Source organism: Grimontia sp. SpTr1 (assembly GCF_947387585.1).
Lineage (GTDB): Bacteria > Pseudomonadota > Gammaproteobacteria > Enterobacterales > Vibrionaceae > Enterovibrio > Enterovibrio indicus.
Window position 1 is genome coordinate 415856 of the sequence record NZ_CANDOD010000002.1, and the last position, 19617, is coordinate 435472.

At 47.8% G+C, this 19617-nt stretch carries 16 protein-coding genes; 8 read left to right on the forward strand and 8 right to left on the reverse strand.

All coding sequences use genetic code 11. The annotated features are described in order from the left end of the window. Positions 1-48 precede the first annotated feature (48 nt). Positions 49-1545: an aldehyde dehydrogenase gene (locus tag QL223_RS06095; protein WP_281544196.1), complete on the reverse strand. Its 1497-nt coding sequence runs from the start codon at positions 1543-1545 to the stop codon at positions 49-51. 197 nt (positions 1546-1742) lie between these two features. Here QL223_RS06095 and QL223_RS06100 point away from each other — a divergent pair, with 197 nt between their 5' ends. Next, a complete protein-coding gene (locus QL223_RS06100; RefSeq protein WP_281544197.1) occupies positions 1743-3080 on the forward strand; it encodes an aspartate aminotransferase family protein in 1338 nt (445 codons plus the stop codon). Positions 3081-3100: 20 nt separating this feature from the next. Further along, complete coding sequence (locus QL223_RS06105) at positions 3101-4585, forward strand: CoA-acylating methylmalonate-semialdehyde dehydrogenase (RefSeq protein ID WP_281544198.1); 1485 nt, start codon at positions 3101-3103, stop codon at positions 4583-4585. Positions 4586-4653: 68 nt separating this feature from the next. On the opposite strand, the gene QL223_RS06110 is transcribed toward QL223_RS06105, so the two are convergent. The 3 genes from QL223_RS06110 to QL223_RS06120 all read right to left on the reverse strand — a co-directional run bounded on the left by QL223_RS06110 (position 4654) and on the right by QL223_RS06120 (position 6692). Beyond that, complete coding sequence (locus QL223_RS06110; protein ID WP_281544199.1) at positions 4654-5262, reverse strand: EAL domain-containing protein; 609 nt, start codon at positions 5260-5262, stop codon at positions 4654-4656. Between the two features lie 167 nt (positions 5263-5429). Then, entirely contained in the window at positions 5430-6152 is a 723-nt protein-coding gene (gene lpxH, locus QL223_RS06115) for a UDP-2,3-diacylglucosamine diphosphatase (protein WP_281544200.1), read from the reverse strand. A gap of 42 nt (positions 6153-6194) precedes the next feature. Continuing rightward, positions 6195-6692, reverse strand: a complete 498-nt coding sequence (locus QL223_RS06120; RefSeq protein WP_002542184.1) for a peptidylprolyl isomerase — start codon at positions 6690-6692, stop codon at positions 6195-6197. Positions 6693-6918: 226 nt separating this feature from the next. On the opposite strand from QL223_RS06120, the gene cysS reads away from it, so the two are divergent. After that, entirely contained in the window at positions 6919-8301 is a 1383-nt protein-coding gene (gene cysS / locus QL223_RS06125) for a cysteine--tRNA ligase (protein WP_281544201.1), read from the forward strand. Between the two features lie 596 nt (positions 8302-8897). Next, positions 8898-9866, forward strand: a complete 969-nt coding sequence (locus tag QL223_RS06130) for a porin (protein WP_281544202.1) — start codon at positions 8898-8900, stop codon at positions 9864-9866. A gap of 280 nt (positions 9867-10146) precedes the next feature. Here the strand turns inward: QL223_RS06130 and QL223_RS06135 are convergent, their stop codons facing one another. Further along, positions 10147-10974, reverse strand: a complete 828-nt coding sequence (locus QL223_RS06135; protein WP_281544203.1) for an ion transporter — start codon at positions 10972-10974, stop codon at positions 10147-10149. A gap of 88 nt (positions 10975-11062) precedes the next feature. Continuing rightward, positions 11063-11701, reverse strand: coding sequence for a YchE family NAAT transporter (locus QL223_RS06140; protein ID WP_062662546.1), 639 nt, complete (start codon positions 11699-11701; stop codon positions 11063-11065). A gap of 605 nt (positions 11702-12306) precedes the next feature. Between QL223_RS06140 and adhE the strand changes: the two genes are divergently transcribed. Next, a complete protein-coding gene (adhE, locus tag QL223_RS06145; RefSeq protein ID WP_002542672.1) occupies positions 12307-15015 on the forward strand; it encodes a bifunctional acetaldehyde-CoA/alcohol dehydrogenase in 2709 nt (902 codons plus the stop codon). Positions 15016-15188: 173 nt separating this feature from the next. Here adhE and QL223_RS06150 read toward each other — a convergent pair whose 3' ends face one another. Together QL223_RS06150 and QL223_RS06155 are read right to left on the reverse strand one after the other, a co-directional pair. Continuing rightward, positions 15189-15875, reverse strand: coding sequence for an SDR family NAD(P)-dependent oxidoreductase (locus QL223_RS06150; protein ID WP_281544204.1), 687 nt, complete (start codon positions 15873-15875; stop codon positions 15189-15191). Between the two features lie 268 nt (positions 15876-16143). Then, positions 16144-16653: a VC2046/SO_2500 family protein gene (locus tag QL223_RS06155; RefSeq protein ID WP_002542670.1), complete on the reverse strand. Its 510-nt coding sequence runs from the start codon at positions 16651-16653 to the stop codon at positions 16144-16146. Positions 16654-17206: 553 nt separating this feature from the next. Between QL223_RS06155 and QL223_RS06160 the strand changes: the two genes are divergently transcribed. The 3 genes from QL223_RS06160 to QL223_RS06170 all read left to right on the forward strand — a co-directional run bounded on the left by QL223_RS06160 (position 17207) and on the right by QL223_RS06170 (position 19601). Then, on the forward strand, positions 17207-18166 hold the full coding sequence (locus tag QL223_RS06160) for an OmpA family protein (protein WP_281544205.1): 960 nt from the start codon (positions 17207-17209) through the stop codon (positions 18164-18166). A 146-nt stretch (positions 18167-18312) separates the two neighbouring features. Further along, positions 18313-19071, forward strand: coding sequence for a winged helix-turn-helix domain-containing protein (locus QL223_RS06165; protein ID WP_002542666.1), 759 nt, complete (start codon positions 18313-18315; stop codon positions 19069-19071). Next, positions 19059-19601 (forward strand): regulatory protein ToxS, encoded by a 543-nt coding sequence (locus QL223_RS06170; protein WP_002542665.1) that lies wholly within the window; start codon positions 19059-19061, stop codon positions 19599-19601. The genes QL223_RS06165 and QL223_RS06170 overlap by 13 nt, the downstream gene beginning before the upstream one ends. The last annotated feature ends 16 nt before the right edge of the window (positions 19602-19617 follow it).

Genomic DNA, 19617 nt, shown 5'->3' on the forward strand with positions numbered 1-19617 from the left:
ACCGGCTCATCGAGCCGGTCTTTTTATCTGATTTAGAAAATCGTCAGATCAAAGTGCAATCCAGGTGGCTTTCACTTCTGTGTATTTCTCGAACGCATGAAGTGATTTATCGCGGCCATTGCCGGATTGCTTGTACCCACCAAATGGCGCAGTCATGTCGCCGCCATCATAATGGTTAATCCACACCATCCCAGTGCGCAGCGATTTCGCGGTTTTGTGCGCTTTGCCGATGTCAGATGTCCATACCGCAGAAGCAAGGCCATAATCGGTATCGTTGGCAATCGCGACTGCTTGCTCGGGTGTGTCGAAGGTGATCACCGACAATACAGGGCCGAATATCTCTTCGCGGGCAATCGCCATCTCATTGTTCACATTATCGAACACCGTGGGTTCGACAAATAAACCACCGGTTTCAGCCATGACACGGCTGCCGCCACACACCATCTTGGCGCCGCCTTGTGCGCCCTTGTCTATGTACGTCAGCACGGTATCAAGCTGCTGTTGGTCAACGACTGCACCAACCTGAGTGTCTGGGTCTAGCGGATGCCCTGGTTGCCAGCCTTTCAGGTTCTCGACGACCTTTTCGATAAAGACATCTTTGATAGACGCTTCCACCAACAAGCGCGAGCCTGCGGTACAGACTTCGCCTTGGTTGAAGGCAATGGCAGACGCAGCAGCAGAGGCTGCGGCATCTAAATCTGGCGCATCAGCAAAGACGATATTCGGGCTCTTACCGCCAGCCTCCAGCCAGACACGCTTCATGTTTGATTCGCCAGCGTAAATCATCAGTTGTTTGGCGATTTTGGTTGAGCCAGTGAACACCAGCGTATCGACATCCATGTGCAGCGCGAGCGCTTTGCCCACTGTGTGCCCAAAGCCAGGGAGTACATTTAGCACACCTTTTGGCATACCTGCCTCAATGGCAAGTTCGCCAAGACGGATGGCAGTGAGTGGCGATTTCTCGGAGGGCTTTAGGACAACAGAGTTACCGGAGGCGAGGGCAGGACCAAGCTTCCAACAGGCCATCAGCATAGGGAAGTTCCAGGGCACGATAGCGGCAACAACGCCCACAGGCTCACGGGTAACCATGCCGATTTCATTGTGTGGCGTGGGCGCGAGTTCATCGTAAATCTTGTCGACCGCTTCGCCTGACCAGCGAATGGCACGGGCGGCACCATTTACATCCACCGCTTTGGAATAACGGATAGGCTTGCCCATATCCAGTGTTTCCAGGAGCGCCAGTTCGTCGCCGTTTTCTTCAATTAATTCCGCAAAACGGATCACGATTTTCTTACGTTCAGCAGGAGGAAGGTGAGCCCATACACCAGACTCAAACGTTGCACGGGCATTGCTGACTGCGTGGTTGGCGTCAGCAAGATCGCAACTGGCAACATCGGCCAGCACACGACCATCGACCGGACTGATGCAGGCAAAGGTCTCACCAGAAACCGCATCTCGGTAATCACCATCGATGAATGCCTGTCCTTTGATTGTTATAGATTGTGCGAGTGCATCCCAGTCTTGACGAGACTTGTGCGAAGTCATAGCAGCCCCTTTTCCCTGTTATGTGCGATGAGTATGGCCACTGTGCACCATTTCAAAATATTTTACAATTGGTGCAATTTATTCTTTAGATATTGAACATAGGCCGTTTACTGTTCGTTATATTTGACATAGTATTGCAAATATTGGCCGCTAGGCAACATCTTGTTAACAACGGAAGCAAGCAAGGAACCCTGACTATGGCAGTGAACAAACCGCAGAGTGAAGGAGCACGTCTGGATAACTTCTGGATGCCTTTCACCGCAAACCGTCAGTACAAAACCACGCCAAGACTACTCGCAAAAGCGGAAGGCATGTATTACACCGACGTTGAGGGGAATTCAGTGCTGGATTCGACGGCCGGATTGTGGTGCTGCAACGCGGGTCATAGCCGTGATCAAATCACTGACGCTGTAAGTAAACAGATCAAAGAACTCGACTATGCGCCAACTTTCCAGATGGGGCATCCTCTCCCATTTGAACTCGCTGAGCGTTTAGCAGAATTGGCTCCTGCCGATTTGAACCGCGTGTTCTTCACCAACTCTGGTTCTGAATCTGCCGATACGGCGTTGAAAATTGCACTGGCCTATCAGCGGGCCCGTGGTCATGCCAATCGCACCATGTTTATTGGTCGCGAGCAGGGCTATCACGGCACAGGTTTTGGCGGTATTTCTGTGGGCGGTATGGTGAATAACCGCAAAGCGTTTAACAGTCAGTTGCTGCCAAGTGTTGCTCATCTTCCACATACTTTGGACATAGAACGCAATGCCTTCTCGAAAGGTATGCCAGAGCACGGTATCGAACGTGCTGAGGTGCTGGAACAGCTGATTGCCCTGCACGGCGCTGAAAATATCGCAGCGGTGATGGTTGAGCCAATGTCAGGATCGGGTGGGGTTATTCTTCCGCCAAAAGGTTATCTAAAACGTCTTCGTGAAATCACGGCCAAACACGACATTCTGTTGATCTTCGATGAAGTGATTACGGGCTTCGGCCGTGTGGGTGATGCCTTTGCATCGCAGCGCTGGGATGTTACGCCAGACATTATTACTACCGCGAAAGCCTTGACCAATGGCGCGATCCCAATGGGTGCAGTAATGGTGAGTGATCGTATTTACGATGCCTGCATGAATGCAGCGCCGGAGGACACGATCGAGCTTTTCCACGGTTATACCTATTCCGGTCACCCGGTTGCGGCGGCAGCAGCGCTGGCAACGCTCGATATTTACCGTGACGAGAATCTGTTCGAGCGCGCAAGGCAACTGGAAACTGAATGGGAAGAGGCACTGCATTCGCTCGATAATTTGCCGAATGTGATTGATGTTCGAAACACAGGCTTGATTGCCGGCATTCAGTTTTCGCCGAGCAGTGAGGGTGTCGGTAAACGCGGTTATGACATCTTTACACGCTGTTTCTACGACGGTGTGTTAGTGCGCGCTTCGGGCGACATCATCGCCATGTCGCCGCCACTTATTATGGAATCGAAACACATCGATCAGATGGTCAGCACGCTGGAACGCGCCATCAAGCAAGCGATTTAACTTTAAGGGGATATAAGGATATGTCTGTAACGCACTACATTGATGGCAAATACACAGCCGAAAGCGAGCGCAAGCAAGCGCTGTTTAACCCTGCGACCGGCGAGCAAAGTGGCGAAGTCTCTTTGGCATCAGTTGCCGAAACCGAAGCTGCAATTGCTTCTGCCAAAGCCGCTTTTCCTGCATGGTCCGAAATGTCGCCACTTCGCCGTGCCCGTGTGATGTTTAAGTTCAAGGCGTTGGTGGAAGAAAACATCGACGAGCTCGCGGCGCTCATTACCAAAGAGCACGGAAAGGTGCTGGATGATGCCAAAGGAGAGTTAACCCGTGGTCTGGAAGTCGTCGAGTTTGCCTGCGGTATTCCTCATTTATTGAAAGGCGAGATGACAGAGCAAATTGGCTCGGGCATTGATGCCTGGTCACTCAACCAGCCTTTGGGTGTGGTGGCAGGTATTTCGCCGTTTAACTTCCCGGTGATGGTGCCAATGTGGATGTTCCCGATTGCCATTGCCTGTGGTAACACCTTCGTGATGAAGCCTTCGGAAAAAGACCCAAGCTCAACGCTGCGTATCGCAGAGTTACTCACTGAAGCGGGTTTGCCGGATGGCGTTTTCAATGTGGTCAATGGGGATAAAGAAGCAGTAGATGTATTGCTGACTCACCCAGATGTGCAAGCGGTCAGCTTTGTGGGTTCAACTCCGATTGCTGAATACATCTACAGCACGGCATCAGCGCACGGTAAGCGTGTTCAGGCATTGGGCGGCGCAAAAAACCACATGGTGGTGATGCCGGATGCGGATCTGGATCAGGCGGTTGCGGCCTTGATGGGCGCGGCTTACGGCTCTGCCGGTGAGCGCTGTATGGCAATTTCTGTGGCAGTTGCGGTAGGCAACGTGGCAGATGCCCTGATTGAAAAGTTGACGCCAAAAGTGAAAGAACTTCGTGTTGGTAATGGCGTGATTGAAGGCATGGAAATGGGGCCTTTGGTAACGAAAGAACACCTGAGCAAAGTGGAAGGCTATGTGGCGAAAGGTGTTGAAGAAGGCGCTGACTTGCTTGTTGATGGCCGTGGTGTTCAGGCTGAAGGTGGAGATGGCTACTTCCTGGGTGGTTGCTTGTTCGATAATGTCACACCAGAAATGACTATCTATCGCGACGAAATTTTTGGTCCGGTTCTGTCTGTGGTTCGCGTGCCGGATTATGCGACGGCGGTGAAACTGATTAATGATCATGAATTTGGCAACGGTACGGCCATCTTTACCCAAAATGGCGATGCAGCGCGTCAGTTCTGTCATGAAATTCAGGTAGGTATGGTTGGCGTGAATGTGCCCATCCCTGTACCAATGGCATTCCACAGTTTTGGCGGCTGGAAGCGTTCACTGTTTGGTTCGCTTCATGTGCACGGTCCTGATGGTGTGCGCTTCTACACTAGACGCAAGGCGATCACCGCGCGATGGCCAACCGGGCTCAGGGTGAACGCCGATTTTATTATGCCAACAATGAAATAATGGCAATTTGCCTGAAAGAAAAAAGGAACCGAACGGTTCCTTTTTTCATGTGGAGTACTTATTGAACGTTAAGCGACGTTTGAAAAGAAAATGCGCTCAGGTTTACTCAGTTGATAGCCCTGAAACAGGTCGAAGCCCATTTCAAGCGCTGCGTGATATTCCTCGTCAGTCTCAATCTTTTCAGCCAGTAGTTTAAAGTCAAAACGCTTTCGATACTTGCTGACAAACTGGGAAATCTGAGTCAGGGTCTGTGCCCGGAAATCGATTTTCACGTAATCCGCTAATCGAAGGAAAGGGAGCCAGTCAGACGACGGAATAAAATCGTCAAACGCGATTTGATAGCCGTGGGACTTCAGGTCTTCCAGTGCTTTGTAAAGCTCAGCGTCCGCCACACAATCTTCAAGCACCTCAATAACCAATTCTTGAGCTGGATAGTTAAGTGCTTTGCCTTGAATAAGGCTGTCGTAACAGAAGTTAACGAAGCAGGGGAGGCCATCAGAAACACGCCTGACGCCGCCGGTTGTCTCGCAGAATAAATCATTCAGCACACTGTCAGTGGCGATGTCAGATTCGATACAAGGAAAAGAATCACAGTAGCCTTCGCGAAACAACAACTCATAAGCAATGACTTTTTGCTCTGAGTTATAGATCGCCTGCCGTGCAATGTTTGAACGCATAGAATGCCAACGTTTCCTTAAAGAGGATTACGAAATCAATTGTATAAAAAGTCTCATATTTGAGAGTGCTAATAATGGCTGATATTTCGCGAAGAAAATTAATGAGAAAACTCATGCTTTTCTCATCTTGACCGTTCGGTCAGCTCGTCGTGATTTGCATTGAGCATTTAAAACGCGCGGGTTTGCAGCGTGCAGCCTTCTTCGGTACAGACCAAAACAGAGCCTTGAGTGTACCAATCACCGAGTACGATTCGTTGAGCCGGATCATTTCCAATGCGAATGTCATGAATATCCGGTCTGTGAGTGTGACCATGAATGAGTTGCGTCACGCCACTGTCTTTCATTACACGCAACACCTCAGATTGGTCGACATCCATGATGTCTTCCGATTTTTCCATGTTGCTTTTGGTGCTACCAGCCCGGATCTTTTCGCCGATACGGCGCCTGACGGAAAGCGGCAATCTAAAGAACAGCCACTGGATTAGCGGGTTGTGCACTTTTTTACGGTAGCGCTGATACCCTTCATCCTGAATACACAATGTGTCGCCATGCATGATGAGCGTGGGCTTACCGAATAAATCGATCACATGGAGTTCAGGCAGCAGAGTCATGCCCGATGCTTTTGCAAACCGTTTGCCGACCAAGAAATCGCGGTTTCCATGAATGAAATAGATGGGGATACCCAGATCGCTGAGTGCTTTAAATGCATCTGCCACTTCAATTTGAAGCGGGGTTCCGTCGTCGTCACCAATCCAGGACTCAAACAGGTCGCCCAACACATAAAGTGCACTTGCCTTTGGTGCGTCCTCTTTCAGGAAACGCAAAAAGCACTGGGTAATTTCAGGATGGGTAGGGCTGAGATGGAGATCAGAAATAAATAATACGGTCATAGATAATATAAGGGCAGCAAGTCATTGCTGCCCCTCAGTGCCTTATTCTTCGATAGTCACGCTTTCGATCAGCACTTCTTCTACAGGCACGTCCTGGTGAACGTAACCCCAGTTACCGGTAGCAACGTCTTTGATCTTGTTAACCACGTCCATACCTTCAACTACTTCACCGAATACACAGTAACCCCAACCGTCTGGCGTTTCAGATTTGAAATCCAGGAAGGTGTTGTTGTTAACGTTGATGAAGAACTGAGAGCTCGCTGAATGTGGTTCCATAGTACGTGCCATTGCAATGGTACCTACTTTGTTGCTCAGGCCGTTGTTAGCTTCGTTTTTAATCGGTGCGTTGGTTTCTTTTTCTTGCATGCCAGAAGCCATGCCGCCGCCTTGAATCATGAAACCGTCGATGACACGGTGGAACAGAGTGCCGTTGTAAAAACCGTCACGGCAGTATTGCAGGAAGTTTTCTGCAGTCACTGGCGCTTTTTCGCTGTTCAGTTGGATTTTGATGTCACCAAAGTTGGTATGAAGCGTAACCATGATTTGTTCCTATAAATTCGCGTTTAGCTTTGAACGTTTGATTCTATCCTAGTGGTCGTGACATTCAACTGATCACACCAGAAAAATCAGCCTTATGACTCAGCATAGCGCCTGCATGCTTTAATTGTATGCGCGCCTCTGTTCACCCTTGCCTAAACTCGGCGGAAAAGGTGTAATATGCCATTCCTCTTATCATTTAATATTTGTAATGGGTAACCCGACTACCATGTTGAAGATTTACAACTCCCTCACTAAGAAAAAAGAAGAATTCAAACCTATCCATCCTGGCAAGGTTGGCATGTATGTGTGTGGGGTTACCATTTACGATTTGTGTCACATCGGCCATGGTCGCACCTTCGTTTCATTCGACGTGGTATCACGTTACCTGCGCTTTCTGGGTTATGACCTGAAGTTCGTTCGTAACATCACAGACATCGATGACAAGATCATCAAGCGAGCAGCTGAAAACGGTGAAAGCTGTGATTCATTGACCGAGCGTCTGATCGGTGAAATGTATGCTGACTTTGACGCGTTGAACATGAAGCGCCCAGATATTGAACCGCGCGCCACTCAGTACATCGATGAAATCATTGCGCTGGTGGAGCGTTTGATTGAGCGTGGCTTCGCTTATGTTGCTTCTAACGGCGATGTGCTGTTCGAAGTGGCGAAGTTTGACGAATACGGCAAGCTATCACGTCAGGATCTGGACCAGCTTCAGGCGGGTGCGCGTGTTGACGTGGAAGAAGCGAAGAAAAGCCCACTGGATTTTGTACTGTGGAAAATGTCCAAGCCGGGTGAACCAACATGGGAATCTCCTTGGGGTCCAGGTCGTCCGGGCTGGCATATCGAATGTTCTGCAATGAACTCTGCGATTCTGGGTAATCATTTTGATATCCACGGCGGCGGTTCAGATCTGACCTTCCCGCACCACGAAAATGAAATCGCGCAATCTTGCTGTGCACATGACACCCAGTATGTGAATACCTGGATGCACAGCGGTATGGTGATGGTTGACCGCGAGAAGATGTCCAAGTCACTGGGTAACTTCTTTACTATCCGTGACGTGCTCGCTCACTACGATGCGGAAACTGTTCGCTACTTCCTGATGTCTGGTCACTACCGCAGCCAGTTGAACTACAGCGAAGAGAACCTGAAACAAGCGCGTGCGTCGATGGAACGTCTGTATACGTCACTGCGTGGCCTTGATCTTTCAGTCACTGCGGAAGGTGGTGAAGAGTTCACTGAGCGTTTCAAAGCAGCAATGGACGACGATTTCAACACGCCAGAAGCGTATTCAGTGCTGTTCGACATGGCGCGTGAAATCAACCGCCTGAAAGCCGAAGACGTAGAAGGTGCATCTAAACTGGCTGCTCGTATGCGTGAACTGGCTGAAGTGCTTGGCCTGCTAGAGCAAGACCCAGAAGCCTTCCTGCAAGGCAACGCGGGTGGCGATGATGAAGTGGCGGAAATTGAAGCGCTGATCAAAGCGCGTAACGATGCACGCGCAAGCAAAGACTGGTCGGCAGCGGATGCGGCACGTGATGCTTTGATCGAAATGGGCATTGTTCTGGAAGACGGCGCAGCAGGCACCACTTGGCGTCGTAAATAAGCCAAATTCCCATACCTAATTAAACGGAGCTTAGTGCTCCGTTTTTTATTTCTTTCCTTTCCCTTGAGCACTGTCTCTATACCCAAACGACCTGAAGATGCTCGCATTCAAAGGTCATCAATGCGTTCAATTCAAGGCAAATTTCGCGAGGAATAGTGGTTCTATTTCCGTGGAATTTAACGAAGAAGTGGGCGCATTGAGGGCCTCCCTTCGGGCGAGTTGACTGACGTCGTGCTCGTTGTTGTCCCTTTTTGATGGAGGTGACCTACAAAGAGACGCCGCGATCACAACGCCAGTCAAACTCGCTGAATCCGGCATCTTCAGGTTGTTTAGGTATATTAAAAAATATTCGCCAAATTGTTTGCATGAAGACACCTAAATTCTCCTGTTCATCATCGGCGCTTCCATAAGAGCTCTCATTCATTGAGTTTATTTTCATAATCTCATTTGTGGGAGCCCATTTTTACTGGCTTTGAGCGATTCTTGCTGTGATGTTCAGGCGCTTGTCGTAATTATTTTTTAATCGTTGTAGGCGCGATTACGTGCAGTTGTTTTGATGGAACTCAAGCGGCTGTAAAGCCGCAGGGATGATTGAAATGAAAAAAACGATGATAACAGCGTCGATAATCGGCGCGGCAGTGGGCTTTAATGCATACGCATACACGGTTTATTCCAGTGATGAGTCAGCACTTGATATTGGCGGTCGTATCGAGCCTCGATTCAATGTTTCCGATGCAAATGAAGTTAACGCAAATGGCACTGCGAATGGCAACAGCTCATTCAAAGACATGAGTCGTGCAAGGCTACATTTTGCTGGAGAAACCAGCGTCAATGACAGTGTTAGTGTTTTTGGCTTCTATGAAGCGGAAATGACAACGGAAGATTCCGACATCGACAACCGATACATGTTCGCTGGCTTTGACACCAACTTTGGCGCCTTCTCATACGGTAAGCAGGACTCTTCTCAGGTCATTCTGACCAATGTCACCGATATCATGGAGACCTTTGGTGGTAGTGCGGCAGATATCGTTGTTGGTAACCAAGACAAGTTAGAAAACAACTTTGTTTACATGGTAGAAACGCCAGTGGGTGTAACAGTGACATTGAATTATGTGGCTGCTGACGAAAAGGACAATGATTCTGCAGGTGGCTCTATCTATTACGAGAGCCCCATTGGATTAGATATCGGTGCTGGTTATGTTTCAGGCGATCAGAGAACTGGGACTGGTTTAGCCAGTGTCGAGGTCGACCAATATGACGTAGCTCTATCTTATACTTTCAACGATTTCTACATTGGCGCTCTCTATGTCGCTGGTGAAGTTGATAACGTTGATATAGACGGTTACGAGATTGCTCTGGCGTATAACATCAATGACTATGTCTTCCGGTATGTCTTCAACTATCGCGATTCAGATAATGCTTCTCATGATGTCGACTACAACGCAATTGAAGGTGTTTACAACGTCACTGACAATTTTGTCGGCTATGCGGGTTATGAATTTAACCGCTTGGATGGCAAGCAAAATGATGACCAGCTGCAAGCCGGTGTCCGATATACGTTCTAATGGGTGAATGAAACTAAAAAGCGGAGCCTAATGGCTCCGCTTTTTTGGTTATTAAGCCTGCCCGGAAGCTTGAAGCTCAAGAGGGGAGATAAGCGAATGATTTCCTTAAAGGACAAAATGGAAATCATGCAAGCTTTTGGTACGACCAAAAAATGGCTCATTGCGTTGAGATACCACATTCTGGATGGCTTAGTAACGATAATATCCTTTCTACCTTAACCCGAGTTGAATATACCCATACAACCTGAAGATTCAGGCTGTTAGGGTATGAAGGTTTGGTTTACGTTTCTTTCTCTTTTTGTGCTAGGTCACTACCACAAAACTTACAAAAATCAGCATCATTTTCGTGCCCTGGTTTAGAACAATTGGGGCAAAGCGTCGTTTGTCTTTGTGTCGTCATATGTTGCCCCATTTGAGCGGTGATAATACCTGTGGGAACCGCAATGATGGAGTAACCCATCAGCATGGTTATCGAGGCCAATGCTTTGCCAATGTCCGTTTGCGGCACCAAATCGCCGTATCCGACCGTCGTCATGGTCACGATGGCCCAGTAAATGCTGTAAGGAATGCTGGTAAAACCGTGCTCAGGACCCTCAATAACAAACATCAATGATCCAAAGATGGTCACCAACACCATCACAGCATAAAAGAAGATAAAGATTTTCCTGCCCGAGGATTTAAGTGATTCCAACAGGACGTTTGATTCCTCAAGGTACCGCATGAGTTTAAGGACGCGGAAGATACGTAACACCCTGAGAAGGCGCACCGCCATCAGATAATTGGTGCCCGGGAAAAGCATGGCGATATAGGTGGGTAGAATGGCAAGTAAATCGACGATGCCGTAAAAGCTTTTTGCATAGGCCTTGGGAGCAGGGGAGCAGTATAGACGCAGTGCATACTCCACAGTAAAGAAGAGTGTGAATCCCCATTCGATAGTGAAGAACCAATCCCCATACTTGGCTTGCATGTCCCCGACAGACTCGAGCATCAATACCGCAATAGACGCGAGGATGATAATGATCAGTATGATGTCAAAGGTTTTCCCAGCACGTGTTTCAGTGCCGAAAATGGTGGTGTAAAGGGTCTCCTGAACAGCATTCCTGCTCATGCCAAGTACTCTGGAAAGTATTTAGATATGAAAAGTTTAGCAGGAGAAACCCGCTCAGGAGATGAGCGGGCTATAAAACAAGGAATGTTTAGCTTAGGCCAGGGAACAAGGCACGAAGACCATTGGCAATAAATTCAATACCAAGAGCTGCCAGAATCAAACCCATAATACGGGTGATCACGTTGATGCCAGTTTGACCCAGAAACTTCACGATGGTTGGTGCCAGCCGGAGTAAGCCCCAGATGCCGGCTGCAAAAATACAAATACTGGTGATAAGACCAAAAGTATCGACGGAGCCAGGATAACGGCTGGCATAAACGATGGTAGAACTGATAGCACCGGGGCCGGCCAGAAGTGGCATCGCCAGTGGCACAACACCAATCTGTTCGCGGCTAACAGACTCTGATTGTTCCTGTTTATTCTGTTTATCTTCACCCAGCTTACCGCTCATCATGGTGAAAGCGATGCTAACCAGCAGCAGGCCACCCGCAACACGGAAAGAGTCCAATGAGATGCTGAAGAAATCCAGCAGTAACTGACCCGCCAATAATGAGACAACCAGAATGGCAGCCACGGCTAGACTTGCCGTATATGCAGTCTTGTTCCGTTCAACTGGATCCTGATGGGCAGTTAAAGAAACAAAGATAGGCATGATGCCCAACGGGTTCACGGCTGCAAACAAACCAATGAAAAACTGAAAAAATATTACAAGTTCGATGCTATTCATTCCCAAACACTCGAATCTGAGAAACGGAAGGATTAGATGTGGATCGCAAAAGTGCCAATCTTGGGCGCTAGTATAACGTCGAAAGATGAAATGCCAATCCACAGTGGCGGCGTCAACGAGAAATATTTTTCCCAGGTTAAAAGGTCAGGTATTTCGGGCTCTCTGAGCAATAAGTGTACTAAATATAACTGGTATGTAAGTGCTGGAAACTTCTCTGTACGGTAGGTTGTCAACCTATGCATGTGATAGCGATCACATCTGTAAATCTAACTGGGACAACATACGAAAAAGAAGTTATACAGGTGTATGAGACACAAAACGCATGTGTTACATTCGCGTAGTTTTTTTGTGGTTTTAGGCTTTCAAAACGTCGATTATAGCGTGATTTGATTGATTATTGACCGGTTGATGAAAATCTTTGTGAAAGTTTACTACACATGATCCCGATCAATTTTCTGCTTTTATGAAAATCTATAATCAGTTTTGAAAGTTATTTACTAAATGCTTGCCAAGGCTCACTGAGGAAGTGTGACGCTTAGGCCTCTAAACAAACGAGCATGTAGTTACTAAATAATTTTCAAACTTTAGGTATGTAGGAGACAACTATGCCTGTAACTAACGTAGCCGAACTCAACGCAATGGTTGAGCGTGTAAAGAAAGCGCAGAAAGAGTTTGCAACTTACTCTCAAGAGCAAGTAGACAAAATCTTCCGTGCTGCGTCTTTGGCTGCTAACAACGCCCGTATTCCTCTGGCTCAACAAGCTGTTGCGGAATCTGGCATGGGTATTGTCGAAGACAAAGTCATCAAAAACCACTTCGCATCTGAATTCATCTACAACAAATACAAAGATGAAAAAACCTGCGGCATCTTGGAAGAGAACGACGAGTTCGGTACTTTCACTATCGCTGAGCCAGTAGGTATCATCTGTGGTATCGTTCCAACGACCAACCCGACTTCTACCGCGATCTTCAAATCTCTGATTTCTCTGAAGACCCGTAACGGTATTATCTTCTCGCCACACCCACGTGCGAAAAACTCTACTAATGATGCAGCTAAATTGGTTCTGGACGCAGCAGTCGCAGCGGGCGCACCAAAAGACATCATCGGTTGGATTGACCAGCCTTCAGTAGAACTGTCTAACGCGCTGATGAAGCACGACGACATCAACCTGATCCTGGCAACTGGTGGCCCAGGCATGGTTAAAGCGGCTTACTCTTCTGGTAAACCAGCTATCGGCGTAGGTGCAGGTAACGTTCCTGTTGTTATCGACGAAACAGCTGATATCAAGCGTGCAGTTGCTTCTATCCTGATGTCTAAGACTTTCGATAACGGTGTAGTGTGTGCTTCTGAGCAGGCTGCGATTGTTGTTGACGCTGTATACGACGAAGTGAAAGAGCGTTTTGCTTCTCACAAAGGTTATGTACTGAGCAAAGATGAAGCAGACAAAGTACGTAAAGTACTGTTGATTGATGGCGCTTTGAACGCAAACATCGTTGGTCAGCCAGCTGCAGCGATTGCTGAAATGGCAGGCGTAACCGTTCCAGCTGATACTAAAGTACTGGTAGGTGAAGGTCTGGACAAAGTGTCTGTTGATGACGCTTTTGCTCACGAGAAACTGTCTCCAACACTGGGTCTGTTCCGTGCAACGGATTTTGAAGACGCAGTAGCGCAAGCAGTCACCATGGTTGAAATCGGCGGTATCGGTCACACCTCTGGCCTGTACACCAACCAAGACGTCAACCAAGAGCGCATCAAATACTTCGGCGACAAGCTGAAAACCGCACGTATTCTTGTGAACATCCCAACCACTCACGGTGGTATTGGTGACCTGTACAACTTCAACGTTGCACCATCACTGACTCTGGGTTGTGGTTCTTGGGGCGGTAACTCAATCTCTGAGAACGTTGGTCCTAAGCACCTTATCAACAAGAAAACTGTAGCGAAGCGAGCTGAAAACATGCTGTGGCACAAACTACCGAAATCTATCTACTTCCGTCGTGGCAGCCTGCCAATTGCACTGGGTGATCTGGAAGGTAAGAAACGCGCAATGGTTGTAACAGACCGCTTCCTGTTCAACAACGGTTACTCAGACGAAGTTGTTGCCCTGCTGAAAGCACAAGGCATGGAAGTTCAGACCTTCTTCGAAGTAGAAGCAGACCCAACGCTGACTGTAGTAGAAAAAGGTGCTGCAGCAATGCAAAGCTTCCAGCCAGACGTGATTATCGCACTGGGCGGTGGTTCACCAATGGATGCTGCGAAAATCATGTGGGTAATGTACGAGCACCCAGAAACGCATTTCGAAGAACTGGCAATGCGCTTTATGGACATCCGTAAGCGTATCTACAAGTTCCCTAAAATGGGTAAGAAAGCGGAACTGGTATGTATCACTACCACTTCAGGTACAGGTTCAGAAGTCACGCCATTCGCGGTTGTAACTGACGACAAGACTGGTGCGAAATACCCACTGGCTGATTACGAGTTGACGCCTCAAATGGCTATCGTAGATGCGAACCTGGTGATGAACATGCCTAAGTCGCTGACTGCATTCGGTGGTTACGACGCAGTGACTCACGCACTGGAAGCATACGTATCTGTTCTGGCGAACGAGTACTCTGACGGTCAAGCTCTGCAAGCGCTTAAGATGCTGAAAGAATACCTGCCTTCTAGCTACGCGAATGGTGCAAACGACCCAATCGCTCGTGAGAAAGTGCACAACGCAGCAACTATCGCTGGTATCGCGTTTGCGAACGCCTTCCTGGGTGTATGTCACTCAATGGCGCACAAAATCGGTGCTGAGTTCCACCTGCCACACGGCCTGGCGAACGCACTGCTGATTTCTAACGTTGTTCGTTACAACGCAAACGACAACCCAACTAAACAAACTGCGTTCTCTCAGTACGACCGTCCACAAGCACGTCGTCGTTACGCAGAAGTGGCTGACCACCTGGGTCTGACTCAAGCGGGCGACCGCACTGCTCAGAAGATCCAACGTCTTCTGGCATGGTTGGACGAGCTGAAAGGCAACCTGGATATCCCAATGTCTATTCAGGAAGCGGGTGTGAAGGAAGCTGACTTCCTGGCGAAGATTGACGAGCTGGCAGTGGAAGCGTTCGATGACCAATGTACTGGTGCGAACCCACGCTACCCTCTGATCACTGAGCTGAAAGAAGTTCTGCTGGCATCTTACTACGGTAAAGCATTCGTAGAAGGTGAGACTTTCGAAGGCACTACGGTTATCAAGAAGAGCGAAGACCGTAACGCTGCAGCGGCTAAACCAGCTGCGAAAGCAAAGAAAGAAGCTGCTAAAGCATAATTTCTGAATCAGAAATAAAGAGAAAGCCCGCGTAAGCGGGCTTTTTTATTGGCAGTGGCAATACCCTTTTGAGGTGACAACTCCCTGACGATGGGACCTATCCAATCGCCATGTATGCAGTCAATTCAAATTAACAGGGCATAGAAGCGGCTACGGCAAACTTCACCAGCCGTTTAACTCGCTGCTTCTAAGATACGGCCGGTGAAACTGTCGTTTTCGACGATGTAAGCGGCACCATCAATCATGTCGTAGTTCACTGCAGGGTGGTAGTGAACGTTACCTTCATCACTTTGGCGTAGCCTTGGCAATACGCCGCCTACTCGAATGTTCGCGTGTTCCAGTTCTTGTGCCCAGCTTCGGGTCAAGCCTTTAATCACAGCGTTAGAGCTGTCAAACGTTGGGGCACTGTTGCCGGAAGAAAGGACGCCGGGGATATTCACTATCACGCCCTTGCGGCCTTTGTTAAGCATATTAAAAGCAGCGCCGCGTCCAAACAGGTACAGATTCGAAGCTACATCAGCGAGAGTGTCTTTCACGACATCATTAGCAGCTTCCTGACTGGCGAGCAAATTTGGCAGAGATCCGCCTTGCCAGTAGTTGATAAGTACATCCACAGCTCCCATCTCACGATTGACCTCTTCAAACAGGTAGGAAATGTTTTCCACACTGCGATTAGCAAGGAAGAATGAGAAACACACACCACCTACATTCACACAAGAATTGTAAGTAGCCTGAAGTTGGCTTGCATCAGTATCCACGAGAGCAACGCGGGCGTTTAGCCTGCAAAAATGTTCAGCCATAGCGCGACCTGTTGGAGTCCCAGCAGCTGTAATCACAATGACGGATTTAGCGATATCCATTGTCTTACCTTTCTATTATGTTTCCGACACACTTCATTGTTATACGACGATGACTAACAACTTATACCCAGCTTTTTAAGAGGCGGATAACAATCTTGGACCATGATCGACGAAAGTGGTGTGAATTTGTTCAAAAAAGGTTGTGCAAACTGTGTGCAAAATGATTTTTTTAGTAAGTGATCACAGTTTGATTTTTTTGAATGGAAGAAGTTGAATTGGTGTGATGAGTATGGTATTGGAGCGTTCTAGTGTTAATAAAATCAATAGATTACGCTTGAATGTGCATTTCATTGAAGCGCTTTGCGGTCACCAATTGATTATATAAATTTACCGGATCCAGTGCGGCAGTCTTGCCATTTTCGCTATCTAATTGTCTTCGTTGATGTCCTGACAAATTATGATAAACATCTTCCCCTAAATTGTGTGTTCCAATAGCAGGAAAATGTAATGCAGAAGGACTCACACAGTCATTCAGCTTAGCGCTGACTAACCCCGCTTTGTGAAAGGCGTCAGCCTGAGAGCCACAGAGTTCATAGTCTCTTTCTTCAGCAACCAGACGGGTCGGTTCGGGAAGATCAAACGCTTTTCGAAGCTGCGCTTCTGTTACCTTTTCTGGATAAGGGGGATTGAGTGGCGTGGTTTCAGTAGCGTCTCCAGAAAGCAACGCCAACATCAATGCGAAATCCGAACGACGGCCCTGACACACAGCATGGTTGAGGTTTCCCCCGAGCTGTATATCTGAAATGAGTTGGGCTTTGTCGAGCGCGTGAATTTGCATGTGAACCTGACTTTGACTTCTTACCCCCTATGTATCGGTATTGCGACGTAATACTTTAATAAAAAAAGGGAAAAATCTTTCCGTTCAACATGTATACCCAAACAACCTGAAGATGCAGGATTCAGGTCGTTTGGGTATATACAGCCACTGTCTATCCTTTGAGCTGCTGGAACTTAGCTTTCACTAGCAAAAAGAAATGACCATTTGCCCGAATCAATACATTTTGCACTTTGTTATCCAAGGAAAAACCCTTTCGATTACCTATAGAATCCAGCAAGACCCGGTTTAATTGCGCTCACATTTAAACCTCATTAAAACAGAGGCTTGCAGGGGTTCTTGAGTGTTCTTCATATCTTTTTATGCCTATTTAACCCTCCTGATTAGCTTTCATTACAACGAATCACAACCGTTTATTGGTCTTCTCCTTCCTCCACCGACAAGATGGATTTGTGTTTGCAACGGACGATATCCGCATTAGCCAGCGGGTATTAAAAAGCAGTGACGTCGGCAGGGATTTGCCTTTGAAAACGAATAACCAATAAAGGTAACCATCATGAAAAAGACATTCATTTCTTCCGCTATCCTCATCAGCATGTTTGGTATTGCACCACAGGCATTTGCTACAGAGGCAGATGTTCAACAAGCCACTGGAGAAGGTTTTTATATCGGTGCCGGCACAGGTATGGGTCTGATTGAAGAATCAGAAATGCCAGCAGGTTCTGAACATGATGCGCATGCACTCAAACTGGAAGGGGGTTACGACTTTGGTAACCATTTCAGTGTGTATGGTGGCTATGGCTACATGAATGACTTTGGTCTGAATGAAGGCGCAAATGCGGAACTTCACATCGCAGAAATGGGTGTAAAAGGCGACCTGAACGTGACTGAGAATTTGTCTATGTTCGGTAAAGTGGGTGGTGCTTACATTTTTGCTGACAACACAGATGGCGACGTATTCAAAAAAGAAAACGCGGTCGTTGCGGCGGGTGTCGGTCTTGAATATCAACTGACTCACGCAGTAAGCACCCAAGTTGGTTACGACATTTATGCTGACGTTGAAAAAGCCAATGGTGGTAAGACAGATCTTCACCAAGTCTACTGGGGCATGAGCTACAAGTTTGGCCAGCCAGAAACACCAATGGTGGTGACAGAGGAAGTGGTAAAAACCGTAGAAGTGGTAGAAGAAGTCCCTTCACGCGCTCACTACGTGCTTCCTTTCCAGGTGGGCAGCTCTGATATCAACGAATACGGTGCGTTCAACCTGAATGAAGTCGCGCATGCCATGCTGGCGAACCCTCACTTGCAAGCTGAGCTGATTGGCCGCACCGATACCAGTGGTTCTGATGCGACAAACCAGCGTGTTTCTGCTGCCCGTGCCGATGCCGTTGCAGACTACTTGGTGAGCAAAGGTGTGGAATCTGACCGTATTGTTGTTCTGTCAGTGGCAGACCAATCACCAATTTCTCAATCAGATGCATTGCTGGAGCGCTCGGTAGAGATCACTTTGCTGTAAACATCATTGGTATAAAGGCATGTCCGGAGCGACATGCCTTTTTTCGTATTATCCAGCCATTCTGCTTTTGTATCGAAATTGGACAGCCTTAGGTTTGTCCCATCAGCTAATTTTGTTGCCATATCATTGAGTAAACCGGGAAGCGTGTGAGTAACGAATCTAACTCAGAGCAGGTGTCTGCCTACTACCGCATTGGGGATACCTTCCTCTTAGACACCCGACTCCATACCCTGACCAATGAAGACACAGGTGAAGTGACTGAGTTATCGCTCAATGAATCACTCTTGCTTCAACTCCTGATCAAAGAGAAAGGGGAGATAGTGTCGCGCCAGCAAATTCTGGCGGATGTTTGGGAACCACGCGGACTGGTGGTGGATGAAAGCAGCGTGAACCAAAGCATTTCACTTTTACGCAAAGCATTTAATGACACCGCGAAAGATCAGATGGTGATCAAAACCATTCCCAAAATGGGCTATCTGCTGGTCTTGGAAGCGAACCCGAGCGAACTGGCAACGCCCTCTGAACCCGAAGTAGAGAAAAGTCAGCGTGTGCCAATGGGGTGGATTCCTTATCTGATTGCCGTTTTGCTGGCGTTTGCCGCAGCTTGGGTGACTGTCGAAAAGCCCCAAGCTTCAAAAATGGAAACCATTGAATCTTCCTCTCTCTCCATGCCCATTTATAAACTGGCGGGAAACCAAATCAATTCCAAACTGGTTCCAGTTATCGAAAGGTGTGTGAATGTGATTGTGGAGCAGGAGAACCTGCCTGTTTCCCAAGTGTTGGTTGCTGCGAATCATGCCGATTCCATCTCCTTGCTCATTTTCCATGAGCAGTCTCTCGGTCATGCTTTCCGCATTGGTCTGAACTCTTCGCTGTCGTTGGAGGAAAACCAATGCAAGCTGTGAAGAAGTGGTTGTCTTATCTCATTGTTTTCCTGATTTCCTTCTTTGGTTTTTCAGCCGTGATTGAATCTGTTTTCGGTACCAAGCGCGCACTGACCAGAGACAAATGGGCTTTTGAATCACATTACTTCCTTAACAACGATGGCGAGCGGGTTGTGCTGGAAGGGGTGAAGGGCAACATCGACGCAAACTGGTCTGGAAATGTGGTGTTTAACAGTGACAACACCTATTCAGCAAGTTTTCAATTTGCCTACACGGCGGTGAAAGACGGCAACAGTGAAACCTATTACTTGTTGAACAACGGAGAGTGGTTGATTGATGGTGACAGACTGATTCTGAAAACGACCTTTATGGATGAATGGGAGCCAGTAGAAAACAGCACATTCGAAGCCTATGGCTTAGAGATCGTGAAGAATGTTATCCATCAGACCTTCAACCAAAGCCAGGATATTTACTGGCTGGATGACAATAGCTTCATGCTGAACAGCATCAATAATGCTCCTGTGCTTCTCAGTCGTCTTACGCAGCCTTAGCCGGTTTAAATAAAAA

Excerpts from the sequence above, each read along its gene's own strand:
- QL223_RS06095 (WP_281544196.1), bottom strand. The coding sequence starts at position 1,545 with ATGACTTCGCACAAGTCTCGTCAAGACTGGGATGCACTCGCACAATCT.
- QL223_RS06100 (WP_281544197.1), top strand. The coding sequence starts at position 1,743 with ATGGCAGTGAACAAACCGCAGAGTGAAGGAGCACGTCTGGATAACTTC.
- QL223_RS06105 (WP_281544198.1), top strand. The coding sequence starts at position 3,101 with ATGTCTGTAACGCACTACATTGATGGCAAATACACAGCCGAAAGCGAG.
- QL223_RS06110 (WP_281544199.1), bottom strand. The coding sequence starts at position 5,262 with ATGCGTTCAAACATTGCACGGCAGGCGATCTATAACTCAGAGCAAAAA.
- lpxH (WP_281544200.1), bottom strand. The coding sequence starts at position 6,152 with ATGACCGTATTATTTATTTCTGATCTCCATCTCAGCCCTACCCATCCT.
- QL223_RS06120 (WP_002542184.1), bottom strand. The coding sequence starts at position 6,692 with ATGGTTACGCTTCATACCAACTTTGGTGACATCAAAATCCAACTGAAC.
- cysS (WP_281544201.1), top strand. The coding sequence starts at position 6,919 with ATGTTGAAGATTTACAACTCCCTCACTAAGAAAAAAGAAGAATTCAAA.
- QL223_RS06130 (WP_281544202.1), top strand. The coding sequence starts at position 8,898 with ATGAAAAAAACGATGATAACAGCGTCGATAATCGGCGCGGCAGTGGGC.
- QL223_RS06135 (WP_281544203.1), bottom strand. The coding sequence starts at position 10,974 with ATGAGCAGGAATGCTGTTCAGGAGACCCTTTACACCACCATTTTCGGC.
- QL223_RS06140 (WP_062662546.1), bottom strand. The coding sequence starts at position 11,701 with ATGAATAGCATCGAACTTGTAATATTTTTTCAGTTTTTCATTGGTTTG.
- adhE (WP_002542672.1), top strand. The coding sequence starts at position 12,307 with ATGCCTGTAACTAACGTAGCCGAACTCAACGCAATGGTTGAGCGTGTA.
- QL223_RS06150 (WP_281544204.1), bottom strand. The coding sequence starts at position 15,875 with ATGGATATCGCTAAATCCGTCATTGTGATTACAGCTGCTGGGACTCCA.
- QL223_RS06155 (WP_002542670.1), bottom strand. The coding sequence starts at position 16,653 with ATGCAAATTCACGCGCTCGACAAAGCCCAACTCATTTCAGATATACAG.
- QL223_RS06160 (WP_281544205.1), top strand. The coding sequence starts at position 17,207 with ATGAAAAAGACATTCATTTCTTCCGCTATCCTCATCAGCATGTTTGGT.
- QL223_RS06170 (WP_002542665.1), top strand. The coding sequence starts at position 19,059 with ATGCAAGCTGTGAAGAAGTGGTTGTCTTATCTCATTGTTTTCCTGATT.